Origin of the sequence: Ruania alkalisoli, assembly GCF_014960965.1 — a bacterium.
GTDB classification, from domain to species: Bacteria; Actinomycetota; Actinomycetes; order Actinomycetales; family Beutenbergiaceae; genus Ruania; species Ruania alkalisoli.
The window spans coordinates 1,221,286-1,243,910 of sequence record NZ_CP063169.1 but is presented as its reverse complement, the minus strand read 5'-3'; the positions used below and the strand labels follow the sequence as shown (position 1 = coordinate 1,243,910).

General features: G+C 69.1%; 21 protein-coding genes. 12 read left to right on the top strand and 9 right to left on the bottom strand.

Annotation, left to right across the window (positions count from 1 at the left end):
- The first annotated feature begins 94 nt into the window (after positions 1-94).
- The gene (gene pepN, locus IM660_RS05240; RefSeq protein ID WP_193498340.1) at positions 95-2,635 is read left to right on the top strand and encodes an aminopeptidase N; all 2,541 of its coding nucleotides are present in this window, start codon (positions 95-97) and stop codon (positions 2,633-2,635) included.
- Between the two features lie 85 nt (positions 2,636-2,720).
- On the opposite strand, the gene IM660_RS05235 is transcribed toward pepN, so the two are convergent.
- On the bottom strand, positions 2,721-4,112 hold the full coding sequence (locus IM660_RS05235) for a class II fumarate hydratase (protein WP_193498339.1): 1,392 nt from the start codon (positions 4,110-4,112) through the stop codon (positions 2,721-2,723).
- A gap of 92 nt (positions 4,113-4,204) precedes the next feature.
- Here IM660_RS05235 and IM660_RS05230 point away from each other — a divergent pair, with 92 nt between their 5' ends.
- Entirely contained in the window at positions 4,205-4,600 is a 396-nt protein-coding gene (locus tag IM660_RS05230; protein ID WP_193498338.1) for a DUF1304 domain-containing protein, read from the top strand.
- Between the two features lie 97 nt (positions 4,601-4,697).
- On the opposite strand, the gene IM660_RS05225 is transcribed toward IM660_RS05230, so the two are convergent.
- Positions 4,698-5,822 (bottom strand): GuaB3 family IMP dehydrogenase-related protein, encoded by a 1,125-nt coding sequence (locus IM660_RS05225; RefSeq protein ID WP_193498337.1) that lies wholly within the window; start codon positions 5,820-5,822, stop codon positions 4,698-4,700.
- 155 nt (positions 5,823-5,977) lie between these two features.
- Here IM660_RS05225 and IM660_RS05220 point away from each other — a divergent pair, with 155 nt between their 5' ends.
- Positions 5,978-6,343 carry a VOC family protein gene (locus IM660_RS05220; protein ID WP_193498336.1) on the top strand — a complete coding sequence of 122 codons (366 nt, stop codon included), beginning with the start codon at positions 5,978-5,980 and terminating at the stop codon, positions 6,341-6,343.
- A 62-nt stretch (positions 6,344-6,405) separates the two neighbouring features.
- Here the strand turns inward: IM660_RS05220 and IM660_RS05215 are convergent, their stop codons facing one another.
- The 7 genes from IM660_RS05215 to IM660_RS05185 form a co-directional block, all read right to left on the bottom strand.
- Positions 6,406-7,353, bottom strand: coding sequence for a Ppx/GppA phosphatase family protein (locus IM660_RS05215; protein ID WP_193498335.1), 948 nt, complete (start codon positions 7,351-7,353; stop codon positions 6,406-6,408).
- A gap of 80 nt (positions 7,354-7,433) precedes the next feature.
- On the bottom strand, positions 7,434-7,949 hold the full coding sequence (locus tag IM660_RS05210) for a DUF501 domain-containing protein (protein WP_193498334.1): 516 nt from the start codon (positions 7,947-7,949) through the stop codon (positions 7,434-7,436).
- Complete coding sequence (locus IM660_RS05205; RefSeq protein WP_193498333.1) at positions 7,942-8,619, bottom strand: FtsB family cell division protein; 678 nt, start codon at positions 8,617-8,619, stop codon at positions 7,942-7,944. The genes IM660_RS05210 and IM660_RS05205 overlap by 8 nt, the downstream gene beginning before the upstream one ends.
- A gap of 196 nt (positions 8,620-8,815) precedes the next feature.
- A complete protein-coding gene (eno, locus tag IM660_RS05200; protein WP_193498332.1) occupies positions 8,816-10,105 on the bottom strand; it encodes a phosphopyruvate hydratase in 1,290 nt (429 codons plus the stop codon).
- Positions 10,106-10,194: 89 nt separating this feature from the next.
- Positions 10,195-10,926: a nucleoside triphosphate pyrophosphohydrolase gene (locus IM660_RS05195; RefSeq protein WP_193498331.1), complete on the bottom strand. Its 732-nt coding sequence runs from the start codon at positions 10,924-10,926 to the stop codon at positions 10,195-10,197.
- Complete coding sequence (locus tag IM660_RS05190; protein ID WP_193498330.1) at positions 10,923-11,477, bottom strand: hypothetical protein; 555 nt, start codon at positions 11,475-11,477, stop codon at positions 10,923-10,925. Before IM660_RS05190 ends, IM660_RS05195 begins: the two co-directional genes overlap by 4 nt.
- Before the next feature lie 89 nt (positions 11,478-11,566).
- Complete coding sequence (locus IM660_RS05185) at positions 11,567-12,535, bottom strand: CPBP family intramembrane glutamic endopeptidase (protein ID WP_193498329.1); 969 nt, start codon at positions 12,533-12,535, stop codon at positions 11,567-11,569.
- 119 nt (positions 12,536-12,654) lie between these two features.
- Here IM660_RS05185 and IM660_RS05180 point away from each other — a divergent pair, with 119 nt between their 5' ends.
- The 9 genes from IM660_RS05180 to IM660_RS05140 all read left to right on the top strand — a co-directional run bounded on the left by IM660_RS05180 (position 12,655) and on the right by IM660_RS05140 (position 22,496).
- Positions 12,655-13,926, top strand: coding sequence for a sensor histidine kinase (locus tag IM660_RS05180; RefSeq protein WP_193498328.1), 1,272 nt, complete (start codon positions 12,655-12,657; stop codon positions 13,924-13,926).
- Positions 13,914-14,627, top strand: coding sequence for a response regulator (locus IM660_RS05175; RefSeq protein ID WP_246465154.1), 714 nt, complete (start codon positions 13,914-13,916; stop codon positions 14,625-14,627). The genes IM660_RS05180 and IM660_RS05175 overlap by 13 nt, the downstream gene beginning before the upstream one ends.
- A gap of 177 nt (positions 14,628-14,804) precedes the next feature.
- On the top strand, positions 14,805-15,635 hold the full coding sequence (locus IM660_RS05170) for an NUDIX hydrolase (protein WP_193498327.1): 831 nt from the start codon (positions 14,805-14,807) through the stop codon (positions 15,633-15,635).
- Positions 15,632-16,924 carry a quinolinate synthase NadA gene (gene nadA / locus IM660_RS05165; RefSeq protein WP_193498326.1) on the top strand — a complete coding sequence of 431 codons (1,293 nt, stop codon included), beginning with the start codon at positions 15,632-15,634 and terminating at the stop codon, positions 16,922-16,924. Before IM660_RS05170 ends, nadA begins: the two co-directional genes overlap by 4 nt.
- The gene (gene nadB, locus IM660_RS05160; RefSeq protein ID WP_193498325.1) at positions 16,924-18,480 is read left to right on the top strand and encodes an L-aspartate oxidase; all 1,557 of its coding nucleotides are present in this window, start codon (positions 16,924-16,926) and stop codon (positions 18,478-18,480) included. The genes nadA and nadB overlap by 1 nt, the downstream gene beginning before the upstream one ends.
- Positions 18,477-19,343 (top strand): carboxylating nicotinate-nucleotide diphosphorylase, encoded by an 867-nt coding sequence (gene nadC / locus IM660_RS05155; protein WP_246465152.1) that lies wholly within the window; start codon positions 18,477-18,479, stop codon positions 19,341-19,343. The genes nadB and nadC overlap by 4 nt, the downstream gene beginning before the upstream one ends.
- 18 nt (positions 19,344-19,361) lie before the next feature.
- Positions 19,362-20,609, top strand: coding sequence for a cysteine desulfurase family protein (locus IM660_RS05150; protein WP_193499229.1), 1,248 nt, complete (start codon positions 19,362-19,364; stop codon positions 20,607-20,609).
- Between the two features lie 152 nt (positions 20,610-20,761).
- The gene (locus tag IM660_RS05145) at positions 20,762-21,706 is read left to right on the top strand and encodes a DUF559 domain-containing protein (RefSeq protein WP_193498324.1); all 945 of its coding nucleotides are present in this window, start codon (positions 20,762-20,764) and stop codon (positions 21,704-21,706) included.
- A gap of 85 nt (positions 21,707-21,791) precedes the next feature.
- Complete coding sequence (locus IM660_RS05140; RefSeq protein ID WP_193498323.1) at positions 21,792-22,496, top strand: TetR/AcrR family transcriptional regulator; 705 nt, start codon at positions 21,792-21,794, stop codon at positions 22,494-22,496.
- Positions 22,497-22,625: the final 129 nt, after the last annotated feature.

The following is a 22,625-nucleotide window of genomic DNA, read 5'->3' as shown; positions in this document are numbered from 1 at the left end:
CACCGACTACATCCTTGTCAGCACCGGTCAGTACCGACGTTCCGTATCCCCGATGCGCACCCGCCTGTCCCACCCGCATGACAAGATCGACCCCATGCCTGGAACCAACCTCACCCGAGACGAGGCCGCTACCCGCGCCGCGCTCCTCTCCGTTGACAGCTACACGATCGATCTGGACCTGACCGGTTCGGACACCCATTTCGCGAGCAGCACCGTGATCCGGTTCTCCTGCTCGCGCCCCGGCGCCGCTACCTTCGCCGACCTGGTGGGCGCCGAGGTCCACTCGATCACCCTGAACGGCACCGCCCTGGACCCGGCCGAGGTCTACACCGACTCCCGGATCCTGCTGCGCGAGCTGGCGGAGCAGAACGAGCTGCGCGTGAGCGCTACGCTCCCCTACTCCCGCACCGGCGAGGGACTGCACCGCTTCGTCGACCCAGCCGACGATCGCGTCTACACCTACACCCAGTTCGAGGTGCCGGATGCCCGTCGCGTGTACACCACCTTCGAGCAGCCCGACCTGAAGTCGGTCTTCACCTTCACCGTCACCGCACCGCAGCAGTGGCGAGTCATCTCCAACGCACCCACCCCTGAGCCTGCCCCCGCCGGCGAGGGCACCGCCACGTGGTCCTTCCCCACCACCGAGCGGATGTCCACCTACATCACCGCTCTGGTGGCCGGGGAGTACCACGAGGTGCTCGACGTCTATCAAGGCGCACACGGCACCATCTCGTTGGGCCACTACTGCCGCCAGTCCCTCGCCGAGCACCTGGACGTCGAGACCCTGCTGCACGTCACCAAGCAGGGCTTCGCCTTCTTCGAGGAGACCTTCGGCGTCCCCTACGCGTTCGGCAAGTACGACCAGCTGTACGTTCCCGAGTACAACATGGGCGCGATGGAGAACGCCGGCGCCGTCACCTTCCGCGACGAGTACCTGCCCCGCTCCCGGCAGACCCACTCCTTCTACCAGCAGCGCGCGAACACCATCCTGCACGAGATGGCGCACATGTGGTTCGGCGACCTGGTCACCATGAAGTGGTGGGACGACCTGTGGCTGAACGAGTCCTTCGCCGAGTGGGCTTCGCACCACGCGATGGCCAGCGCCACCGAGTACACCGAGGTGTGGACCGCCTTCACCAATGCCCGCAAGAACTGGGCCTACCGGCAGGATCAGCTGCCCTCCACACACCCGATCGCCGCGGACAACCACGACCTGGAGGCCGTCGAGGTCAACTTCGATGGGATCACCTACGCCAAGGGTGCCTCCACGCTGAAGCAGCTGGTGGCCTGGGTGGGTCTGGAGGAGTTCCTCGCCGGCCTACGCGCGTATTTCACCGAGCACGCCTTCGGCAACACCGAGTTCGCGGACCTGTTGCGGGCTCTGGAAGCTGCCTCCGGCCGTGAGCTCGCGTCCTGGGCGGATGAGTGGCTGAAGACCTCGGGCGTGAACGTCCTCACCCCAGAGTTCACCATCTCCGACGGCGGAGCGTACGAGACCTTTGCCGTGCGCCAGGGGGCGTCATCGGACTTCCCCACGTTGCGCCGTCACCGGATCGGGATCGGCCTGTACGACCTGGCCGACGGCGCCCTCACCCTGCGGGAACGGGTCGAGGTGGACGTTCGCGGCGAGCTGACCGAGATCGAGGAGCTGGTGGGCAAGGCTCAGCCGGACCTGCTGCTACTCAACGACGGCGACCTCACCTACGCCAAGATCCGCCTCGATGAGCGCTCCCTGGCTACGGCGGTGGCGCACATCCAGGATTCCCCGGACTCGCTCACCCGCGCCCTCCTGTGGGGTGCGGCATGGGACATGACCCGCGACGCTCAGATGCCCGCGGCCACCTTCGTTGAGCTGGTGCTCACCGGTATCGGCACCGAGTCCGACCTGACAGCGGTCTCCCGGCTGCCCGTCTTCGTGCGAACCGCCATCGAGCTCTACACCGATCCGGACCAGCGGGAGAAGCTGCGCACCACCTGGGAAACCGGGGTACGTGACCTCCTCGCTCAGGCGGCGCCGGGCAGCGACCATCAGCTGGCTTTCGCGCGCGCCCTGGCCGGCAGCGCCGAGACCGGTGCGAGCCTGGACCTGATCGCCGGCCTGCTGGACGGGTCGGTCGTGCTCGAGGGGTTGACCGTGGACACGGACCTGCGCTGGGCACTGCTGACTGCCCTGACGCGCACCGACCGCGCCGGGGAGGCACAGATCACCGCCGAACTGGAACGGGACAACACCATCTCCGGTCAGGAGCGTGCCGGCATGGCCCGCGCCGTCCGCCCCGACGCTGCGGCCAAGGCTCAGGCATGGCGGGATGCCGTCGAGCGGGACGACGTGGCCAACGAGACCCAGCGCCAGATCGCCCTGGGCTTCGCCACGCTCGGACAGGCCGACCTGCTCGCGCCCTACCTGGAGAAGTACCTCACGGCGGCCGAGACCATCTGGGAGGACAAGGGCGTGCAACGTGCCTCGACAGCCCTGACGTCCATGTTCCCGCTCCCGCTCGTCTCGGCCGAGGCAGTGGACCGCGTGAGCCAGTGGCTGGCGACATCCTCAGCGAACCCGGCCGCGAAGCGGTACGTACGCGAAGGGCTGGACGACATGCAGCGAGCACTCAGGGCTCGCCAGGCGCAGCACTGAGCGGGTCCATACGCTAGTTCACGGCCGGTGGGTGCCAGGCACGGTCACCCACCGGCCGGTAGGTGCCACTCCCCGTTGTCAGATGTCAGGGATGCGTCATGGTGGCCACGTCCAGCGCCTGATCGAGCACCTCGGCGGTGATCTCACCCCGCTCGACATACCCGAGGTCCTCGACGGCCTGGCGGATCGTGATCCCCTCGGCCACTGAGTGCTTGGCGATCTTCGCGGCCGCCTCGTACCCGATGTGCCGGTTCAGCGGCGTCACGATCGAGGGTGAGGACTCGGCCAGCTGCAGCGCGCGCTCGGTGTTGGCCGTGATCCCGTCCACGCACTTGGTAGCCAGATGGGTCGAGGCGTTCGCGAGCAAGGTGATCGACTCCAAGATGTTCCGGGCCAGCACCGGCAGCATCACGTTCAGCTCGAACGACCCGGAGGCACCCGCGAACGCGATCGCGGCGTCATTGCCGATCACCTGGGCACTGACCATCAGCGTGGCTTCGGGGATCACCGGGTTCACCTTGCCCGGCATGATCGAGGAGCCTGGCTGCAGGTCCGGCAACGCGATCTCCCCGAGGCCGGTGCGCGGACCGGAGCCCATCCAGCGGATGTCGTTGCAGATCTTCACCAGCGAGACCGCGATGGTCCGCAACTGTCCCGACGTCTCCACGAGAGAGTCCTGGGCGCCCTGGGCCTCGAAGTGGTTCGGCGCCTCGGTCAGCGGCAGCCCGGTGCGCTCGGCGATCAGCTCGATCACCCGCGGTGCGAACCCGGGCGGGGTGTTGATCCCGGTACCGACGGCGGTGCCGCCCAACGGCAGTTCTGCCAGTCGCGGCAAGGCTGCGTTCACCCGGTCGATGCCGTTGCGGATCTGCTGGGCGTACCCGCCGAACTCCTGACCGAGGGTGACCGGGGTCGCGTCCATCAGGTGCGTACGGCCCGACTTGACGACATCGGCGAACTCCGCGGCCTTCGCCTCCAGCGAGCTGGCGAGGACCTCGAGGCCCGGCAGCAGCTCTTCGATCACGGCCTGCGTGGCGGCGATGTGGATCGAGGCGGGGAAGGTGTCGTTGGAGGACTGCGAGGCGTTCACGTGGTCGTTCGGGTGCACGTCGAGCGCCTCGGTGCTGGCGAGGGTGGCGATCACCTCGTTGGTGTTCATGTTCGAGGAGGTGCCCGAGCCGGTCTGGAAGACGTCGATCGGGAAGTCGTGGTCGAACTCGCCGGCGATCACCCGGTCCGCGGCACCGCCGATCGCCAGCGCCCGTGCCTCGTCGAGCACTCCGAGCTCGGCGTTGGCCTGCGCCGCGGCACGCTTGATGTGCGCCAGGGCAGCGATGTGGTGCCGGGAGATCCCGCTACCGGAGATCTGGAAGTTCTCCACCGCTCGCTGGGTCTGCGCTCGATAGGTGGCGTTCTTCGGGACCTTCACCTCACCCATCGTGTCGTGCTCGATGCGGTACTCGATCTCCTGCGTCATCACTGCTCCGTGGTCGGGCCTGTCGCTGCCACGCGTCAGTATTCCACCTGCGATTCGCCGTAGGTGACGCGCGGCGCCGTAGGCTGCGTACCATGCTCACGGTCGCGCTCCTGCTCGCCTCACTCGCCGCACTGCTACACGTCTACATCTTCGTTCTGGAATCGTTCGCCTGGGACACGCCCCGTGGGCGAGCGACCTTCGGCACCACCCGTGAGCAGGCGCAGGCCACCAAGGAGCTGGCCTACAACCAGGGCTTCTACAACCTGTTCCTGGCTCTGGCGACCGCGATCGGGGTGATCCTGGTGGCGACGGGCACCGGCCCCGCGGGAGCCGGGCGGACGCTGATCTATGCGGGTGCCGGGTCGATGCTCTTGGCGGCGGTGGTGCTGGTGACGAAGAATCCTGCGATGGCTCGGGCGGCGACGGTGCAAGGCGCCCTGCCCGCGCTCGCACTTGGATTCCTCACCCTCGCTCTCCTCATGCCGTGAACTAGCCGAGACGCCGCCGCCACAGTGACGTCCTAGGCCTCATAGCCCGCGGCCACCGAGGGTGCCCTCGGTGCACACGCCTCCTGTGGCGCTGTGCTCACCGGGGCGAGTAGGGCGAGACCACAACTTCCACGCGCTGGAACTCCTTGAGGTCGGAGTATCCGGTGGTGGCCATGGCACGGCGGAGCGCACCGAACATGTTCAACGTCCCGTCAGCGCGGTTGCCGGGACCGAGCAGGATCTCCTCGAGGCTCCCGACGCTGCCCACGTGCACCCGCTCCCCGCGAGGCAGCTGCGGGTGGTGCGCCTCCGGGCCCCAGTGCCATCCGCGACCCGGAGCTTCCGCGGCCCGGGCGAGGGCGGCGCCGAGCATGACGGCGTCCGCCCCGCATCCGATCGCTTTCACGAGGTCGCCGCTGCGGCCCACACCGCCGTCGGCGATCACGTGCACGTACCGGCCACCGGACTCGTCCAGGTAGTCACGGCGCGCAGCCGCGACGTCCGCGACAGCGCTGGCCAGTGGGGCGTGGATGCCCAGGGTCTGTCGGGTGGTGTGCGCGGCCCCGCCGCCGAACCCGACGAGCACTCCGGCGGCACCGGTGCGCATCAGGTGCAGGGCTGCGGTGTAGGTGGCGGCTCCGCCGACGATCACGGGGACGTCGAGCTCGTAGATGAATCGCTTGAGGTTCAGGGGCTCGGCGTTGCCGGAGACGTGCTCGGCCGAGACGGTGGTGCCGCGGATCACGAAGAGGTCCACCCCGGCGTCCACCACCGTGCGCCAGTGTTCCTGGGTGCGCTGTGGGGAGAGAGCTCCCGCGACCGTCACCCCGGCCGCACGAATCTCCTTGAGCCGGGCTGTGATCAGCTCGGGAATGATCGGCGCCGCGTAGATCTCCTGCATCCGCGCCGTCGCCCCGTCGGCCGGGAGCTGGGCGATCTCCTCCAGCAGTGCGGTGGGGTTCTCATACCGCGTCCACAGGCCCTCAAGATCAAGCACACCGATCCCGCCAAGCTCGCCCAGCTGGATCGCGGTCTCCGGGCTCATCACCGAGTCCATCGGTGCAGCCAGGACGGGAAGCTCCACCTGATAGGCATCAATCTGCCAGGCTACGGAGACTTCTTCGGGATCCCGCGTCCGACGGGAGGGCACGACGGCGATGTCGTCGAAGGAGTAGGCGCGGCGGCCGCGCTTGCCGCGGCCGATCTCGATCTCGTTGCTCACACCCAGCAGGTTACCGTCCGGCGCCCACAGCCACGGACGTCTACGCACCGGCCTGCCAGCATCCGACCTCTGGTGCGATGTCAGTACCCGGTGCCAGACTCGGCGGTGATGGCGTCACTGCAGCGGTGACGACCCGTTCCGGCAAGGAGAGTGCCATGGCACACGGCGACATCACCCACATCGACATCCCGGTCAGCGACACCGGAGCGGCGTCCCGCTTCTACGGTGAACTGTTCGGCTGGCAGATCGCCGAGATGCCCGGCTTCGAGGGCTATCCGATGTGGCAGGCACCCAACAAGATCAGTGGCGGCGGGCTGGCTCCGCGGGAGGAGGGCTTCACCCAGCCCCGCTCCTACGTGGAGGTCGACTCGATCGAGGAGACGCTGGCGAAGGTCACCGCTCTCGGCGGCACGGTCGTGATGGACAAGCAGCCGATCAGCGAGACCAGCTGGTGGGCGATCTTCACCGACACCGATGGCAACACCATCGGGCTGTACGAGGGGATCACCGAGGCTGGCTGAGGGGCCACCCCGCCCGGACCACGGCTCAAGGGCGGCCACGGCTCACGGACGCGGAGGCTATGTCAGCTGGACACCGACAACGCGACCCCGTCCAGGATGTCGTGTTCGCTCGTGATCGCCTCGGTGAGGACTCCCCCGGCACCCCGAACCTCAGCGGCCACCCGGGCCAGCACCTCGGACCAGATGAGCGCTCCACCGCCGATCACGTCCACGCGTCCCGGATGCATGAATCCGAGCGCCTCGCGCCGGGTGCGAGGCATGGCGAGCAGATCCGCACAGGCCACGCGGACGTCGTCGATGGGCAGACGGGAGGCGTTGATCCGCTCGGGCTGGTAGCTGGGCAGCCCGAGGGCGTGCGCCGTCACCGTGGTCACCGAACCCGCCACGCCCACGATCGTGCCCACCCGCTCGAGGGGCACCACCGCGGCCGCCTCGTCCAGCGCAGCCCTCACATCGACGATGGCCGAGGTGATCTGAGCGTCCGTCGGCGGGTCGTCGTGCAGGTGACGCTCGGTCATCCGGACGCACCCGATGTCGAGAGAGATGGAGGAGTCGGGCACCTGCCCACCCCCCAGAACCAGCTCGGTCGACCCGCCACCGATGTCGACCACGAGCCGGTCCGAGGCAGCACTCTCGTCAAGGATGCTGACCGCACCGGCGAAGGACAACGCGGCCTCCTCCGTCCCGGAGATGACCTCCACCTGGACACCGAGCGCATCCCGCACCCCGTCGATGAAGACAGCCCGGTTGCGGGCATCCCGGGTGGCGGAGGTGGCGACGAAGCGCACCGCCTCCACGTCGTGCTCCTCGCACAGTTCGGCATACCGGCGGGTGACCTGCAGCGTCCGCTGCAACGCCGCCGGATCGAACTCGCCGGTCCGGTCGACGCCCTGACCGAGCCGGACCACCTCCATCCGCCGCAACACGTCACTGAGCACGCCGTCAGATCGATCGGCGATCAGGAGCCGGATGGAGTTCGTCCCGCAGTCAATGGCAGCCACTCGAGTCACAGACCAAGCCTGCCATGCCCGCCGACCAACGACGGCCCCTTTCCCTCACCAACGCCGGGGACGCCGTCAGGGGCAGCGCTTCAGCAGGTGCAGCGGTCGGGACGCCAGGTCTCGGCGATCATCGCCAGGGCCTCGTCCCCGAGCGGATTGATGCCGGGCCCGACGGCGAGGGAATGGGCGACGAGCACGTGTAGGCACTTGACGCGGGTGGGCATGCCACCGGCGGAGATGCCGTCGATCTCGGGAACCTCACCGAGCTCGGCCCGGCGACGCAGGTAGTCGTCGTGCGCGCGCCCGTAGGCCGCCGCCAGTTCCTCGTCCTCGCCAAGCCGGTCGGTCATCTCCCGCATCACGCCGTTCGCCTCGAGGGTGCTGACCGCGCCCACGGCTCCTGGCGAGGTGAGATAGAACGAGGTCGGGAAGGGCGTGCCATCGTCCAGGCGGGGTCGCGTCCGCACCACCAGCGGGCGAGCGCACACGCACCGTGCCGCCACCGCAACCACTCCCCGCGGCTCGCGCCCGAGCTGCTCGGCCACCACGTCCAGGTCACCGGGCAACAGCTGTTCGTCCGTCACTGTGCTCCGCTCGTCAGTCATCGACCTCACCGGCCACCTGCACCGAGTCCCACACGGTCAGGTACCACGGGCCGGTCGGAGGCACCGAGACCGGACCCTGATCGTCGGCACCGGCCGGTTCCTCCCCGGTCACGATCTCGGGATCGACCACACGGTACGGCGTCTCGCCCGGCATCACGAATCCTAGTCGGTCCCGGGCCTGGGACTGGATGTAGACGGGATCGTTCCACTGGTCGATCTGGGCCTGCAGCTGAGCGTTGCGCTCCTGCGTGGCCGAGATCTGCGCGGCCAGGTCCCGGCTCTCCTCCTGCACCGAGACGTAGGCACGCAAGGTGGGGGCCAGCACGATGAACGCCATCAGGATCACCACGAACAGCACCAGGCCACGCACGGTGATCTGGCGAGGTTCATCGACCTCCTCGTGAACAGCACTCCCGCGGGAGCCACGTCGCGCTGTCGAGGACGTGGGTGCCGGTTTGCCGCGCGGGCGAGCCGAGGCTTGGCTCGGGGTCGAGCGTGTGCCCGATCGGGCGGGGCCGGACCCTCGTCCGCGTCCGGTACTGCCGGTGCGCGCAGCGCTCGCACGGGGTGGTGTGGTGCGTGCCGGGGACGTGCGCGATGTGGTGGCCGTGCCCGTGCCCGAGCCGGCGGACGCGCGAGTACGCGGCGCGGGCGGACGGCGGGCAGGCATGTCCCTATGGTCGCCCACTCGCCCGCCGATCCGGGGTATCGCCTGAGCGCGAGTCGCTGAGGCACGTTCGACCCGCCTCGATCCACGCCGGTCAACCTCACCTGCGCCCCACACCAGTGACGGCGGGCACCCGTGTGGGTACCCGCCGTCAGCGCGTGCCGTAGCCGGCCGCCGCATGACTACCGCAGCGTCATGCTCAGGCGCTGGCGCCCTTCCACCGCGGGAAGGCGCTCTTGCCGGCGTAGCGGCCAGCCGCATCGAGCTCGTCTTCGATGCGCAGGAGCTGGTTGTACTTGTTGATCCGCTCGCCGCGCGCCGGGGCACCGGTCTTGATCTGGCCGGCGTTCACCGCCACCGAGAGGTCGGCGATGGTCGTGTCCTCGGTCTCGCCGCTGCGGTGGGAGACCATCGCGGTGAAGCCGTTGCGCTGCGCCAGCTCCACGGCGTCCAGGGTCTCGGTGAGCGAACCGATCTGGTTCAGCTTGACCAGCAGCGAGTTCGCCGCCTTGGTCTCGATGCCCTTGGCGAGGCGCTCGGGGTTGGTGACGAACAGGTCGTCGCCGACGATCTGCACCTTGTCGCCGATCTTGGCGACGAGCTCGGACCAGGAGTCCCACTCGTCCTCGCTCAGCGGGTCCTCGATGGAGACCAGCGGGTACCGGGCCACGAGGTCTTCGTAGTAGCTGATCAGCTCGGCCGGGGTGATGGATTTGCCCTCGAACTGGTAGGTGCCGTCGGAGAAGAACTCGGTGGAGGCCACGTCCAGGGCGAGCGCGATCTGCTCACCCGGGGTGTAGCCGGCCTTCTCGATGGACTCGATGATCAGGTCCAGCGCGGCGTGGTTGCTCTCCAGGTTCGGGGCGAATCCGCCCTCGTCGCCGAGGCCGGTGGCGAGGCCGCGCTCCTTGAGCACGGACTTGAGGGCGTGGTAAACCTCTGCACCCCAGCGCAGCGCCTCCTTGAAGGAGCTCGCACCGATCGGAGCGATCATGAACTCCTGGATGTCCACGTTGGAGTCGGCGTGCGAGCCACCGTTGAGGATGTTCATCATCGGCACGGGCAGCACGTGCGCGTTCGGGCCGCCGATGTAGCGGAAGAGGGAGAGGTCGGCGCTCTCGGCGGCGGCGCGGGCAGCGGCGAGGGAGACGCCGAGGATGGCGTTCGCGCCGAGCTTGCCCTTGTTCGGGCTGCCGTCGAGGTCGATCAGGGTCTGGTCGAGGTGACGCTGGTCCGCGGCGTCGAGGCCGAGGATCTCCGGGGCGATGGTCTCGGTAATAGCGGCGACGGCGTTCTCCACGCCCTTGCCCAGGTAGCGGCCCTTGTCGCCGTCCCGGCGCTCCACGGCTTCGAATGCACCGGTGGAGGCACCGGAGGGAACAGCGGCGCGTGCGAACGAACCGTCCTCCAGGGCGATTTCCACCTCAACGGTCGGGTTGCAACGAGAGTCGAGGATCTCGCGTGCTCCGACGGCCTCGATACTGGCCACAGTGACTCCTTCACATGGATTTCTGGGACCGGCCCCGCGTCACGCGAGGTCGGCGGTGTCCACGGACTACTGTAATAGCGCGAGCGTTGCTAGGGCGCGCGAGTCTCGGCAGATGGCACACCCGGGCGCTCGGCCTGGCGCACCACGTCTTCGAGCACGCGTAGCCGTTTCCGTAGCAGCGCTTCAGCGTCCACCCCGGCAGCCACCGCATCCCGCACGACGGCGTCCAGTCGCCCTGCCAGGTCCTCACCAGGTTCGGGAAGGGGCACCTGGGCACGCTGAGCGCGGCGCACCACTTTCTGTGTGCGCGCCAAGGCGGGCATGGAGGTGGGGATGCCGTCCAGGAGCGAGGTGCGCTGCTTCTCCGCCGCCTTGAGCTGCTCCCAGCGTTCGTTGACATCCGAGGCTGTCACAGCGCTGCTCTCGCCCTGCCCGGACGCGCTGCCAGCACCCGTGCCGAACACGTGCGGGTGCCGGGAGGTGAGTTTCGCGACCAGTCCGCGAGCAACGTCGTCCATGGTGAACGGTTCTCCCAGACTCCCCTCAGCAGCGATCCGGGCGTGGAACAGCACCTGCAGCAGCAGGTCTCCGAGTTCTTCGAGCAGGTGCTCCCGGTCGCCGTTCTCGGCGGCCTCGGCCACCTCGTGCGCCTCTTCGATCGAGTACGGAGCGAGTGAGGCGTGCGTCTGCTCGGCATCCCACGGGCAGCCGCCCGGGGACCGGAGACGGTCCATCACCGCAACGGCGGCTCGCAGGGGGTCGCCCGGGACGTCGTCATCGAGCGGAACGTCCGTGGAGCGGGCCCCGCCGAACCCGGTCATGCCTGCTCTGGCGCGACGGGCGCGATCCATTCTGGCGCGGTGGCCTGGATGGTCGATCCCTGGGAAAGATCGGGATTCCAGGTTCCGTAACGGGGGCTCACCTCGACATCGAGCTCGGCCAGCTCGGCGGCGAACTCCTCGTTGATGGCCTGGGCATCCGGGCTCTGGTTCACCATATTCACGAGGAAGAGGTACCGCGCGAGTTCCATCGTCTCCGGCGAGTACTCCTCCGGCACCTCGATCCCACCCGCTTCGGCGTTCGCGGCCAACTGCTGCTGCGCCTGATCGGCGGAGATGGCGATCCCACGCTCGGCAGCGATGTCCATCAGCACGGGGGCCTGGATCATGGCCGCGAGCAGGGCTGCGGGGGCCACCCCTTCCTGCAGGAACGGGGCCAGTGTGGTCGAGGCGTCGGTCAGGTCAGACTCGGTGATCGGTTCACCGTCCACCACGGCTGCTGCGCCCGGCTGACCGGCGCACCCGGCAGCGAGCAGGGCGGCGGTGATCACGGCCACAGCGGGTGCGGCGATACGGCGCAAGCGGGACGTCATTGACACGGACCTTTCAGCGGTGTGGTTCGGCTGCTCCCATCGTAGAGCCCGGAGCCGGGGAGACGATGCATCGCCGGCGAGGCGATGCATCACGACGGCGAGGCACCAGGACCGCGGAGCGGTTCGAGCACTCTGAGGCCGTGGATCCGCGACACCCAGAGTGTCAGACCGGCCGTCACGCCAATCGTCAGGGGCAGGTCGATCAGGAGATGCGCCGGATCGACGGCACCCTGATGCATCGAGGAGGGACTGAGCGGAGCGATCACGGCCAGCGGCAGATTGTTGGCCACGTGCATGACGACGGCGAGCTCCAGGCCGCCGGTCTTCCAGACCAGAAACCCTGCGCAAAGAGCGAACATCCCCACGCTCACCTGGCCCACCACGTCGTACCCATGCCCGACGATGAACAGCGGCACGGGCAGCATGATGCCCCACACCGGAGAGCGTAGCCAGGTCCCCAGGGCCAGCTGCGGCAAGCCGCGGAACGCATACTCCTCGGCAGCGCTCTGCAGGGGCACCACCACCACCACGATCACGAGGAGTGCCGCCAGCGAAAGGTCGAGGCGCGGCATCGAGGCGTCCGCGGGCGGGCCGAGCAGGAAGGAGGTCCACGAGACGATCGCGTAGAGCGGCACGACCACCACGCCTGCGCGCAGCAGCAGCCGCCATCGCACGCACCCGAGCACCGAGTGGACGATCCGCGGCGCACCACCGCCCCACCGGCTGCCGAGCACCACGGACGGGAGGAGCAGGGCGATCATGCCGAAGGCGATGAGCATGTCGCTCGGATTGCGTGGGTCGTCGAGGCCCGGAGTCGGCTGCGGCAGACCCGGCACCAACCACCAGAGCAGCAGCCCGAGCAGACCTGCGACGATCAGAAATCCGCACCACAACGCCGCGGAGAGCAACAACGTCAGGAGCGGGCGCCACCACCGCGACGTTCGCCGCTGCAGGTGCGCAAGCCGGTGGTACGGCACAGGAGCGGGCACTGATCCTTCCTGCTGCTGGCGTGAGGCCGGGACTGGAGCCGTGACCTGACCGGTGAGGTGTGGTGTCATCAGGTCACCATGGCGCACCGCTCATACCGCGTGGATCCTCCGACAGGTTCGATGACCCGCTGGCGAACTCGTCCGTTCGGAGGATCTCGCGGCACCCAGACGATTCCTATGCTGGCGCGATGACCATCTCCGTCGCCACGCCGGTCGCCGCACCCAACCGGAGCGTGGAGCGGTTCGGACCACGAGCGCGCCGCACTGCGCGGGCGGTGCTGATCTCGTCCTGCTGCTGCGTGACGGGAGCACTCGCCTTCGTCGCGACATACGGGCTGGCGCTCGAGGAGAACGAGCCCGAGCCGGCCGCATCGATCATCGCACTGATGGTCCTCGACCTGCTGGTGGGCCTCGTCGCAGGCATCGCGTCAGGTCCGGTCCGAGGGTCGCGTTCCGGCAATCTGTTGCTCGTGGTCGCGGGCAGCCTCAGCGCTTGGAGTGTGCCCGCGAGCATGGTCGCGATGGTGCGGATCGGGGGCCGCCGCTCACCTGCGTGGGACGGCGCAGTGGTGGCGATCATGGTCGCCGGGACGTTCGCCGTGGCGTGGGTCCATCCGCTCTCCAGCGGCGAACCGCTGACATGGCGGCTGATCGGAGCGGTGGCGGTAGCCGCAGTGGCGATCGCCGCCCTGATGTGGGGCCGCGCTCGTGGAACCCGGGCCGCGCTGATCACCTCGTTGCGCCACCAGGCCGCAGCCGCTGAACGCGCCCGTGAAGCCACGCGCCGCGAGCGCGAGGCTGACATCGCTCGCGCACGTGCACAGGAGCGCAGCGCCATCGCCCGCGATATGCACGACTCGCTCTCGCACCAGCTCTCTCTCATCTCGGTCCATGCCGGCGCTCTCGCTCACCGGAACGACCTTCCACCAATGCGGATACGAGAGGCGGCACGGACGATCCACACGTGCGCTGGCGAGGCCAATGCGGTGCTTCGGGAAGTGCTCTCGACCCTTCGGTACGCAAGCCACCCGGGCTCCGAGGAGCGGGAGCGAGTCACTGATCCCCTGCCAGTGGCAACGACCATCGATGCGCTCGCGAACCAGGCACGCACCACAGGTCAGAAGGTCGCCGTCTCCTGGCGGGGGACCACGCCACACGCGCTTCAGGAGCAGTCACCGACGACGGGCACCTCGCTGGTGCGCATCTGCTCCGAACTGATCACGAACGCGCGTAAACACGCCCCGGGCGCCGCTCTCGCGTTGCGGCTGGAACTGACCGGCACCGAGTTGGTGCTGCGTGCGCTGAACCCAGCCCTAGGCTCGCAGCCGCACACGCTCGGGACGGGATTCGGCCTCGTGGGTGTCGCCGAGCGCGCCCGACTCGTCGGCGGAACGGCTCGCTGGGGCCACACCCGGCACGACCAGTTCGAGGTGGAGGTGAGGATCCCGTGGCACACGTGAGAACGGAGGAGCCCTCGGTCGAGGCACCGTCACCGATCCGCGTCCTCATCGCTGATGACGAGTCGCTGATGCGGGCAGGCCTGCGCATGCTGGTCGACGGGGTCGACGAGATCCGCGTGGTCGGTGAGGCTACCGACGGCGCCACGGCGATCGATCAGGCACGCGCACTCGATCCCGACGTCGTGCTCATGGACGTGCGCATGCCCGGTTGCGACGGCCTGGAAGCGACGCGCCGCCTGCAGAACGAGGGCATTCGTGCCCGGGTCATCGTGTTGACGGCGTTCGACACCGACGGGTACGTCCTCGAGGCCCTGCGCTCGGGTGCTGTGTCCTTCCTGCTCAAGGACGCCCAACCGGCAGAGGTGATCGCGGCGATCAAGGGCGCCGTGGGCGGGAGCCCTCAGTTCTCCGCACCGGTGCTCACGCGTCTGGTCACGTGGGCGATCGAAGCCGATCGGTCCCTGACGCCGGACTCCTCAGTGCCCTCAGTGCCCTCAGTGCCCGCAGTGCCAGTCGGGATCACACCACGGGAGTGGGAGGTCGGCGAGTTCGTGGCCCAAGGTCTCACCAACTCCGAGATCGCCGAGGCGATGTACCTGAGCACCACCACGGTCAAGACACACCTGGGTCGCCTCTTCGACAAGTTGCACGTGACGAACCGCGTGCAGCTCGCGATCCGGGTCCTCGAGCACAGCACCTGAGGGCAGCCACCCGTCGGCGCGGGCGACCGGCCACCACCGTGCCCATGCCCACACCCATGCCCACACCCACACCCCCACCAAGTAATATGGTCGTTTCGACCTTTACATCGACGCGGAGTACAGGTCAGGTGTACTCTTAACTCACCACGGCGATCAGGCGGCCCGGAAGGAGACCCCGTGCAACTCGCTGTCTCCACGGTGATCTTCGCCCTGCGCGAGCCGGATCGGCGCGCCGTTCGCCGCGCCTCAGCGGAGGACTCCCGGCCGATCCTCTCCCTGCCCCTGGTGTGCCGGGTCCGCGACCCCTATGACGGCTACTGGGCCCTACCCGGCGGTCCGTTGCGCGCGTACGAGGGCCTCACCGAGGCGGCGGCCCGCACATTGGAAGAGACCACCGGTCTGCGCTCGGCCTACCTGGAGCAGCTCTACGCCTTCGGCGATCCAGATCGATCGATGCTCGACACAACCGACACGACCCACACACCGGGAGCCGCCGATACACGAGCGGCGGGCACCCCCGAGCGCACCGCCTCCGATCGCGAACGGGTCGTCTCGATCGTGTACTGGGCACTCGTCGGCCAGGAGGAAGCCGCCCGCGCCCGCGTCAGTCAGAACGTGCGCTGGCTGGCAGCCGACACGCTGCCGACGCTGGCCTTCGATCACAACCTCATCGTCGACTATGCCCTGTGGCGACTTCGCACCAAGGTCGAGTACTCCCGGATCGCCCACGCCTTCCTCGGCGAGACCTTCACCCTCAAGGAACTGCGCGAAGTCCACGAGCTGGTGCTGGACCGCACCCTCGATCCTGCCAACTTCCGCCGGCAGGTGGAGGCGAGCGACGCCGTCGTGCCCACTGATTCCTTCCGCACGGGCGGGCGGCACCGCCCCGCACGGCTCTACCGCTACAACACCGCGATCGCGCCAGTGGACCTGGGTCCGCTGGCCACGACCACCACAGCACCGACCACACCTGAACCGACCACCCCGGCCATGAGGAGCTCCCGATGAGCCAGACCGCCTCCGTCGACACCCGGATCCAGCTGATCACCACCCAGCAGGCCCCCGGCAGCACCTGCTCTCCCGATCTGGCCCAAGGGCCGTGGGAGTTCGACCCACAGCCCGGGTACGGCCCGGGCGCCTCGATGGCGGACGAGATCCCCACCACCGCACCACGGCAGGGGGAACTGCCCGAGGAGTACAAGCGGGCCACCACCGAGGACCTGCACGAGCGCATCCGTGCCGCGAAAGCGACCCTCGGCGAGAAGCTTGTGATCCTCGGCCACTTCTACCAGCGCGAGGAGATCATCGCCCACGCCGACTTCGTGGGCGACTCCTTCCAGCTCGCGAACGCCTCCCTGACCCGCCCCGAGGCGGAGGCGATCGTGTTCTGCGGCGTGCACTTCATGGCCGAGACCGCTGACATGCTCTCCGAGCCTGACCAGGCCGTGATTCTGCCGAACCTCGCCGCCGGCTGCTCGATGGCCGATATGGCCGATATCGACCAGGTGGAGGAGTGCTGGGAGCAGCTGATGGAGGTGTACCGGGACACCACTGACTCCTCTCCCGACGGTCTGCAGCCCGTCATCCCGGTCACCTACATGAACTCCTCCGCCGCCCTCAAGGGATTCTGTGGCCGCAACGGGGGCATCGTGTGCACCTCCTCCAACGCCGCCACGGTGCTGGAGTGGGCGTTCGAGCGCGGCCAGCGCGTGCTCTTCTTCCCCGACCAGCACCTGGGCCGCAACACCGCCAAGGCGATGGGCATCTCCTTGGACCGGATGCCGATGTGGAACCCGAACAAACCCCTCGGCGGCAATGACGAGCAGGCTCTCCTCGACGCTCAGGTGGTGCTCTGGCACGGATTCTGCTCGGTGCACCGCCGCTTCACGGTGGCGCAGGTGGAGCAGGCCCGCGCCGAACACCCCGGCGTCCGGGTGATCGTTCACCCGGAGTGCCCGATGCCTGTGGTGGATGCAGCTGACGAATCAGGGTCCACCGACTACATCACCAAGGCCATCGCGGCGGCCACCGAACCCACCACCTTCGCGATCGGCACCGAGATCAACCTGGTGCAGCGCCTGGCCGCCGAGTACCCCCAGCACACCATCTTCTGCCTCGACCCGGTGGTGTGCCCGTGCTCGACGATGTACCGGATCCACCCGGGCTACCTCGCCTGGGTGCTGGAGTCGCTGGTGGCCGGTGAGGTCGTCAACCGGATCAGCGTTCCCGCCGACGTCGCCGAGCCCGCCCGCATCGCGCTGGAACGGATGCTTGCGGCCAAACCTCAGGCGTCCTGATGCGGACCATCATCGTCGGCACCGGTATCGCCGGCCTGGTGTGCGCCCTCGCCCACCCTGCTCCCGAGGACGTCCTGGTGCTCACCAAGGCCGATCCGAGGGCGTCCAACACCGATGCCGCCCAGGGCGGCATCGCGGCAGTCACCCGGCCGCCGGCCCCCGGCGACAGTATCGCCAGCCACGTGGCCGACACCCTCACTGCCGGCGCGGGCCTGTGCGACGCCGAGGCCGTGCAGACCCTGTGCGGCGACGGGCCAGACCGCATCGCCGACCTCATCGCCGCCGGTGTCCCGTTCGATCGCACCCCGGACGGGGCCCTCTCCCGCGGCCTGGAGGCCGCGCACTCGGTCGCGCGCATCCTTCACGCCGGCGGCGACGCCACCGGTGCCGGGATCGCCGGAGCACTGCTCGCGGCCGTCACCCACCGCGGGATCGAGATACGCCCGCACACCCTGGTCACCGAGCTGATCACCGACGGCGGACGCGTGCGTGGCGTACGGACTCTCACCCCAGGTGGGGCTGGGTCAGACGGGGCGGGGTCAGACAGGGTTGCAGGAGCCGGTGTGGTCCAGGAGATCCAGGCCGACGCCGTCGTGCTGGCCACCGGCGGCGCCGGACAGCTGTACCCATACACCTCCAACCCCGACGTTGCCACGGCCGACGGAGTGGCCCTCGCCGCCCGCGTCGGAGCGGTACTGGCCGATCTGGAGTTCTACCAGTTCCACCCGACCACCCTCGCCCTGCCAGGGAACTTCCTGGTCTCCGAGGCCGTCCGCGGGGAGGGCGCCGTGCTGCGGGACAGCGCCGGAAGCAGATTCATGATCGGCGTACACCCCGACGCCGAGCTCGCACCGCGGGATGTAGTGGCACGCGCAGTGGCCGATCGGATGCGCGAAACTGGTGCTCCGGTCGTGCTCGACGCCACCCGGCTCGGCGACCGGCTCGCCGGGAGATTCCCCAGTATCGACGCCGCTGTGCGATCAGCCGGCCTGGACTGGGCGCGCGAACCGGTGCCGATCACTCCCGCCGCGCACTACTGGATGGGCGGGGTCGCCACCGATCTGGCCGGGCGGACGTCGATCCCGGGGTTGTACGCCGTCGGGGAGGTGGCCCGCACGGGTGTGCATGGTGCGAATCGGCTCGCCTCCAACTCGCTGCTCGAGGGGGCGGTGTTCGGGCACCGGGCGGCACTCTCGCTCACCGACCCGACCCCCCTCAGCCACACGCCGGCGTTGGACGTCGCCGACCAGAACGAACCAGCGATCACCGCCGAGCACCCGGCAGGTGCCACGGTGAGCGGCGCCCGGGCGGACCTGCAACGGGTGATGTGGGACGCCGTCGGGCTGGGACGAGACGACGATGGGCTCGCACAGGCCGAGGAGACCCTGGCCGGGTGGACCGCAGCCGGCGCCACCGCGGGCACCGTCGCCGAGCATGAGACTGCGAACCTGCTGCTCGTCGCCCGGCTCATGGCCCGGGCCGCACGCGCACGCACACGCTCTGCCGGCGCCCACTTTCGCACCGACGACGCCCACCTGCTGGAGACCGCCTCATGACCTGGATGCCGACGCTCGACCCCGCTCATGTGGAGCAGGTGGTGCGTGCTGCCCTCGCCGAGGATGCACCGTGGGGCGACGTGACCTGCGCTGCGTTCGTTCCGTCGTCGGCCCTCGCGACGGCGCAGCTCACCGCTCGCGTCGACGGCACCCTCGCGGGGGCGGAGGTCGCGACCGAGGCCTTCACACAGACAGGTGCCACCCTCAGCTGGCGGATGGTCGACGGGACCCGCTTCCACGCAGGCGAGATCCTCGCCGAGGCGAGCGGCCCGGCAACGGCGGTGCTGCGGGCCGAACGGATCGCCCTGAACTTCCTGCAACGCCTCTCCGGTACCGCCACGCTGACGGCGGCGTTCGTGGACGCCGTGGCCGGGACCGGGGCACGGATCGCCGACACCCGCAAGACCACGCCCGGGCTGCGAGCGCTGGAGAAACACGCCGTGCTGGCCGGCGGCGGGTCGAATCACCGGTTCTCGCTCTCCGACGCGGTCATGGTCAAGGACAACCATCTCGCCGTGGCGCGGGCAGCGGGGCTCGGACTGACCGAGGCAATCCGTGCCGCGAAGACGCGCCTGGGACACACAGTGCACGTGGAGGTGGAGGTCGATCGCGTCGATCAGATCGAACCTGTGCTGGCCGCCGGGGTGGACACGATCATGCTCGACAACTTCTCCCTCGCCGATCTGCGGACCGGGGTGGACATGGTGGCCGGTCGCGCGATCGTGGAGGCCTCGGGAACCGTGCGCCTGGACACGGTGCGCGCGATCGCCGAGGCGGGCGTCGACGTGATCAGCGTCGGGGCACTCACGCACTCGGCACCGGCTCTGGATCTGGGCCTGGACGTGCGGGTGGACCCCCGATGAGGTGCAGGTGATCCGGTGATGAACCTGTACCTCGATGCCGCTGCCACCACGCCGATGCGCCGGGAGGCACTAGAGGCGATGTGGCCCTACCTGACCGGTGAGTTCGGCAACCCCTCCAGCCACCACGGTGTGGGGGAACGGGCAGCGGCCGGGCTGTCCGGAGCCCGGAGGTCAGTTGCAACAGTGCTGGGAGCGCGGGCGAGCGAGGTCACCTTCACCTCCGGCGGGACCGAGGGCGCCAATCTCGCCATCAAAGGTCTCGCCCTGGCCAATCCCCGCGGCCGGCATCTGGTGACCGCCGCGATCGAGCACGAAGCCGTCCTGGAGTCGGTGGACTACCTGCGCCGGGTGCACAGTTTCGAGGTGTCGATGGTGCCTGTCACCCGCGAGGGGGTGGTGACGCCCGACTCGTTGCGCGCGGTGCTGCGCGAGGACACCACGCTCGTGAGCGTGGCGCTGGCGAACAACGAGATCGGGACCGTGCAGGACATCGCGGCTCTCTCAGCAGTGGCCCACGAGGTCGGCGCGCTGATGCACACCGATGCGGTGCAGGCAGCCGGCTGGCTCAGCCTCGACGTGCGGGCTCTGGGGGTCGACGCCCTGTCCCTGTCCGGGCACAAAGTGGGTGCCGGAAAGGGAATCGGGGTGGTGTTCCTGCGGGGCAGGCTGGCGGTGGAGCCGGTGCTGCACGGCGGCGGACAGGAGCGCGATCGCCGTTCGGGGACCGAGAATGTCGCCGGGGCGGTGGCGCTGGGGGTGGCGCTGGCGTTGGCCGAGTCCGGGCGCGAGGAGCGGGTGGCCCAGGTCGGGGCTGCGATGGCTGCCTTCACCGCCGATGTGCTCACGCAGGTCCCGACGGCGCAGCTCACCGGAGCATCGCACGTGCGGGACGACGCGGGTCCCGCCACTGCCCCGCACATCCCGGCCGTTCCTCCCCACCCCCAGACTGAGGCGACATCGGCGCGGGAGGGTGGCTCCGCCGTCGGGAGATTGGGCAGGCTGCCGAATCACGCCTCCTTCTGCTTCCCCGGCGTCTCGGGCGAGGCGGTGCTACTGGAGCTGGAGCGGCGGGGGGTGATCAGCTCCAGTGGCTCCGCGTGCGCGGCCGGGTCGGATGAGCCCTCGCACGTGCTGCTGGCGTGCGGGATCGCGCCCGAGGTGGCGCAGACCTCGGTCCGGTTCACGGCGGGCGCGGACATCGACGTCGCAGACCTGGTGGCCGCCGCAGACCTGGTGGCCGGCTCCATCGGAGCACTCACCAGGTAGCGGCCGTTGCCTCGTTCTGTCGCCCCCGCGCGCGCCCATACGACAGATCGGGGCAACAGGGGCGACCTCGCACCTGTGGATACCCGAACTGCATCCACAGGACGCACGGCACCACCAGCCCGCGGCTCCCCCGGAACGCCATGCTGGGCAGCATGTCACGTCCGCACCCGCTCCCCGACGGCATGCGCGATCGCGCGTTCACCGTCCAGCAGGCGCTCGCGTCCGGTGTTTCAGCCGAACGGTTGCGTCGCGGCGACCTGGCCGCCCCGTTCCACGGACTGCGCGTCCCCGGTCCCCTGGATCTCAGCCTGCACGAGCGGTGCCTGGCGTACCAGGTGCTGCGCCCGGATACCTTCGTCTCCCACCTCACCGCGGCTCGCCTCCACGGACTGCCAACTCCGCTGCACACCGGCGATCACCTCGACATGGCCGTCCTCGCTCCCGCACGTGCACCACGCGGTCGTCGCATCCGCGGCCATCGGCTCCATCCTGACAACACCCAGATCCGCAGCATGCGTGGCCTGCGCGTGGCGTCCGGCGCGAGCGTGCTCCTGCAGTTGGCGGACACGCTCACCGTCCGTGAGCTCGTCGTCCTCGGCGATGGACTCCTGCGACGCAGACGCCCGCTCGCCACACCCGAGCTGCTGGCACGCGCTATCGAGGCACACGGTCGGCGACCGGGTCAGCGACGTCTCGTCGATGCCGCCCGCCTCATCCGGCCGGGAACCGACTCTCCACGCGAGACTGTGCTGCGCCTCGACCTCATCGCGGCGGGTCTGCCTGAACCCGAGGTCAACCGGGAGATCATCAACGAGGAGGGTCGGTTCCTCGCGACTGTCGAACTCAGCTATCGCGACTTCCGTGTGATCGTCGAGTACGACGGCGACCAGCACCGCACCGACAGGCGGCAGTACGAGCATGACGTCGACCGCCTCAACGATCTGGCCGAGGCCGGATGGCTCGTGATCCGGGTGAACCGGTCCCACTACCGCAGGGACCCTGCCGCGGTCATCGACCAGGTGAGACGCGCGCTGATCAACCGCGGCTGGCGCGCGTCAGACCATCCAGTTCGCCCGTTGCCCCGGTCTGTCGCATGACACCGGCCACGCCCGACAGATCGGGGCAATGCGCCGTCAACCACTCCACTTGCCGAGGCTGTAAACGAGCGTTTACACTGGTCACATGACAGGTGCGGCAGGAGGGGAGAGCGGCTCGGGAAGCACGCCCGAGCGGATCCTCGCCGCTGCCGTGCGCCGGTTCGGGATTGACGGCTTCAGTGTCGGACTGCGCGAGATCGCGGCCGATGCCGGGGTGAGCGCCGCTCTGGTGATCCGGCACTTCGGCTCCAAGGAGAATCTTCGCCGCGCGTGCGACGAGCACGTGCTCGCGCAAGTGCGCCAGGTCAAGATGGAATCGATGACCAGCGACACGCGGAGCCTGCTGGAACAACTCGCCCACATGGAGGAGTACGCACCGCTCACGGGCTACGTGATTGCCAGCCTCATCGACGGCGGCAACCTGGCGCGCGACCTCATCGAGCACATGATCGCCGATGCCGTCGACTACCTGGCCGAAGGTGAACGGTCGGGAACGATCAAGCCCAGCCGCGACCCCGAAGCACGCGCCCGCTACCTCACCTACGCAGGGCTGGGCGGCCTGCTGCTGCAGATCCGGCTCGCCAGTGACGACGGGCCACGCGACCCCGCGGCGATGATGCGTGCCTTCATGCAGCGGTCCATGCTGCCCAGCCTCGAGATCTACACCGACGGCATCTTCGCCGACAGGCGGATCCTCGACGCCGTGCTCGACGCCGGCTACGGCAACCAGCAGAGCGGCTCCGTCCCCGCTCCGCACGACGTCGCCACCGACCCACCCGAGCGAACCTGAGGCGCACCAGCGCCACAACTGCACACCGTACCGGCCAACTACCGGCCAACTGCCGGCCAGCCTCTCGCCGGTCGGTCACGACAGTGCTGCTCCCAGCACTCAACCCGGAGCACCGCGCTCCCCTTCACT

What these genes read in the sequence shown, in the direction of transcription:
- pepN (WP_193498340.1), top strand. Translation starts at nt 95, where the DNA reads ATGCCTGGAACCAACCTCACCCGAGACGAGGCCGCTACCCGCGCCGCG.
- IM660_RS05235 (WP_193498339.1), bottom strand. Translation starts at nt 4,112, where the DNA reads ATGACGCAGGAGATCGAGTACCGCATCGAGCACGACACGATGGGTGAG.
- IM660_RS05230 (WP_193498338.1), top strand. Translation starts at nt 4,205, where the DNA reads ATGCTCACGGTCGCGCTCCTGCTCGCCTCACTCGCCGCACTGCTACAC.
- IM660_RS05220 (WP_193498336.1), top strand. Translation starts at nt 5,978, where the DNA reads ATGGCACACGGCGACATCACCCACATCGACATCCCGGTCAGCGACACC.
- IM660_RS05210 (WP_193498334.1), bottom strand. Translation starts at nt 7,949, where the DNA reads ATGACTGACGAGCGGAGCACAGTGACGGACGAACAGCTGTTGCCCGGT.
- IM660_RS05205 (WP_193498333.1), bottom strand. Translation starts at nt 8,619, where the DNA reads ATGCCTGCCCGCCGTCCGCCCGCGCCGCGTACTCGCGCGTCCGCCGGC.
- IM660_RS05195 (WP_193498331.1), bottom strand. Translation starts at nt 10,926, where the DNA reads ATGACCGGGTTCGGCGGGGCCCGCTCCACGGACGTTCCGCTCGATGAC.
- IM660_RS05190 (WP_193498330.1), bottom strand. Translation starts at nt 11,477, where the DNA reads ATGACGTCCCGCTTGCGCCGTATCGCCGCACCCGCTGTGGCCGTGATC.
- IM660_RS05185 (WP_193498329.1), bottom strand. Translation starts at nt 12,535, where the DNA reads ATGACACCACACCTCACCGGTCAGGTCACGGCTCCAGTCCCGGCCTCA.
- IM660_RS05180 (WP_193498328.1), top strand. Translation starts at nt 12,655, where the DNA reads ATGACCATCTCCGTCGCCACGCCGGTCGCCGCACCCAACCGGAGCGTG.
- nadA (WP_193498326.1), top strand. Translation starts at nt 15,632, where the DNA reads ATGAGCCAGACCGCCTCCGTCGACACCCGGATCCAGCTGATCACCACC.
- nadB (WP_193498325.1), top strand. Translation starts at nt 16,924, where the DNA reads ATGCGGACCATCATCGTCGGCACCGGTATCGCCGGCCTGGTGTGCGCC.
- nadC (WP_246465152.1), top strand. Translation starts at nt 18,477, where the DNA reads ATGACCTGGATGCCGACGCTCGACCCCGCTCATGTGGAGCAGGTGGTG.
- IM660_RS05150 (WP_193499229.1), top strand. Translation starts at nt 19,362, where the DNA reads ATGAACCTGTACCTCGATGCCGCTGCCACCACGCCGATGCGCCGGGAG.
- IM660_RS05145 (WP_193498324.1), top strand. Translation starts at nt 20,762, where the DNA reads ATGTCACGTCCGCACCCGCTCCCCGACGGCATGCGCGATCGCGCGTTC.
- IM660_RS05140 (WP_193498323.1), top strand. Translation starts at nt 21,792, where the DNA reads ATGACAGGTGCGGCAGGAGGGGAGAGCGGCTCGGGAAGCACGCCCGAG.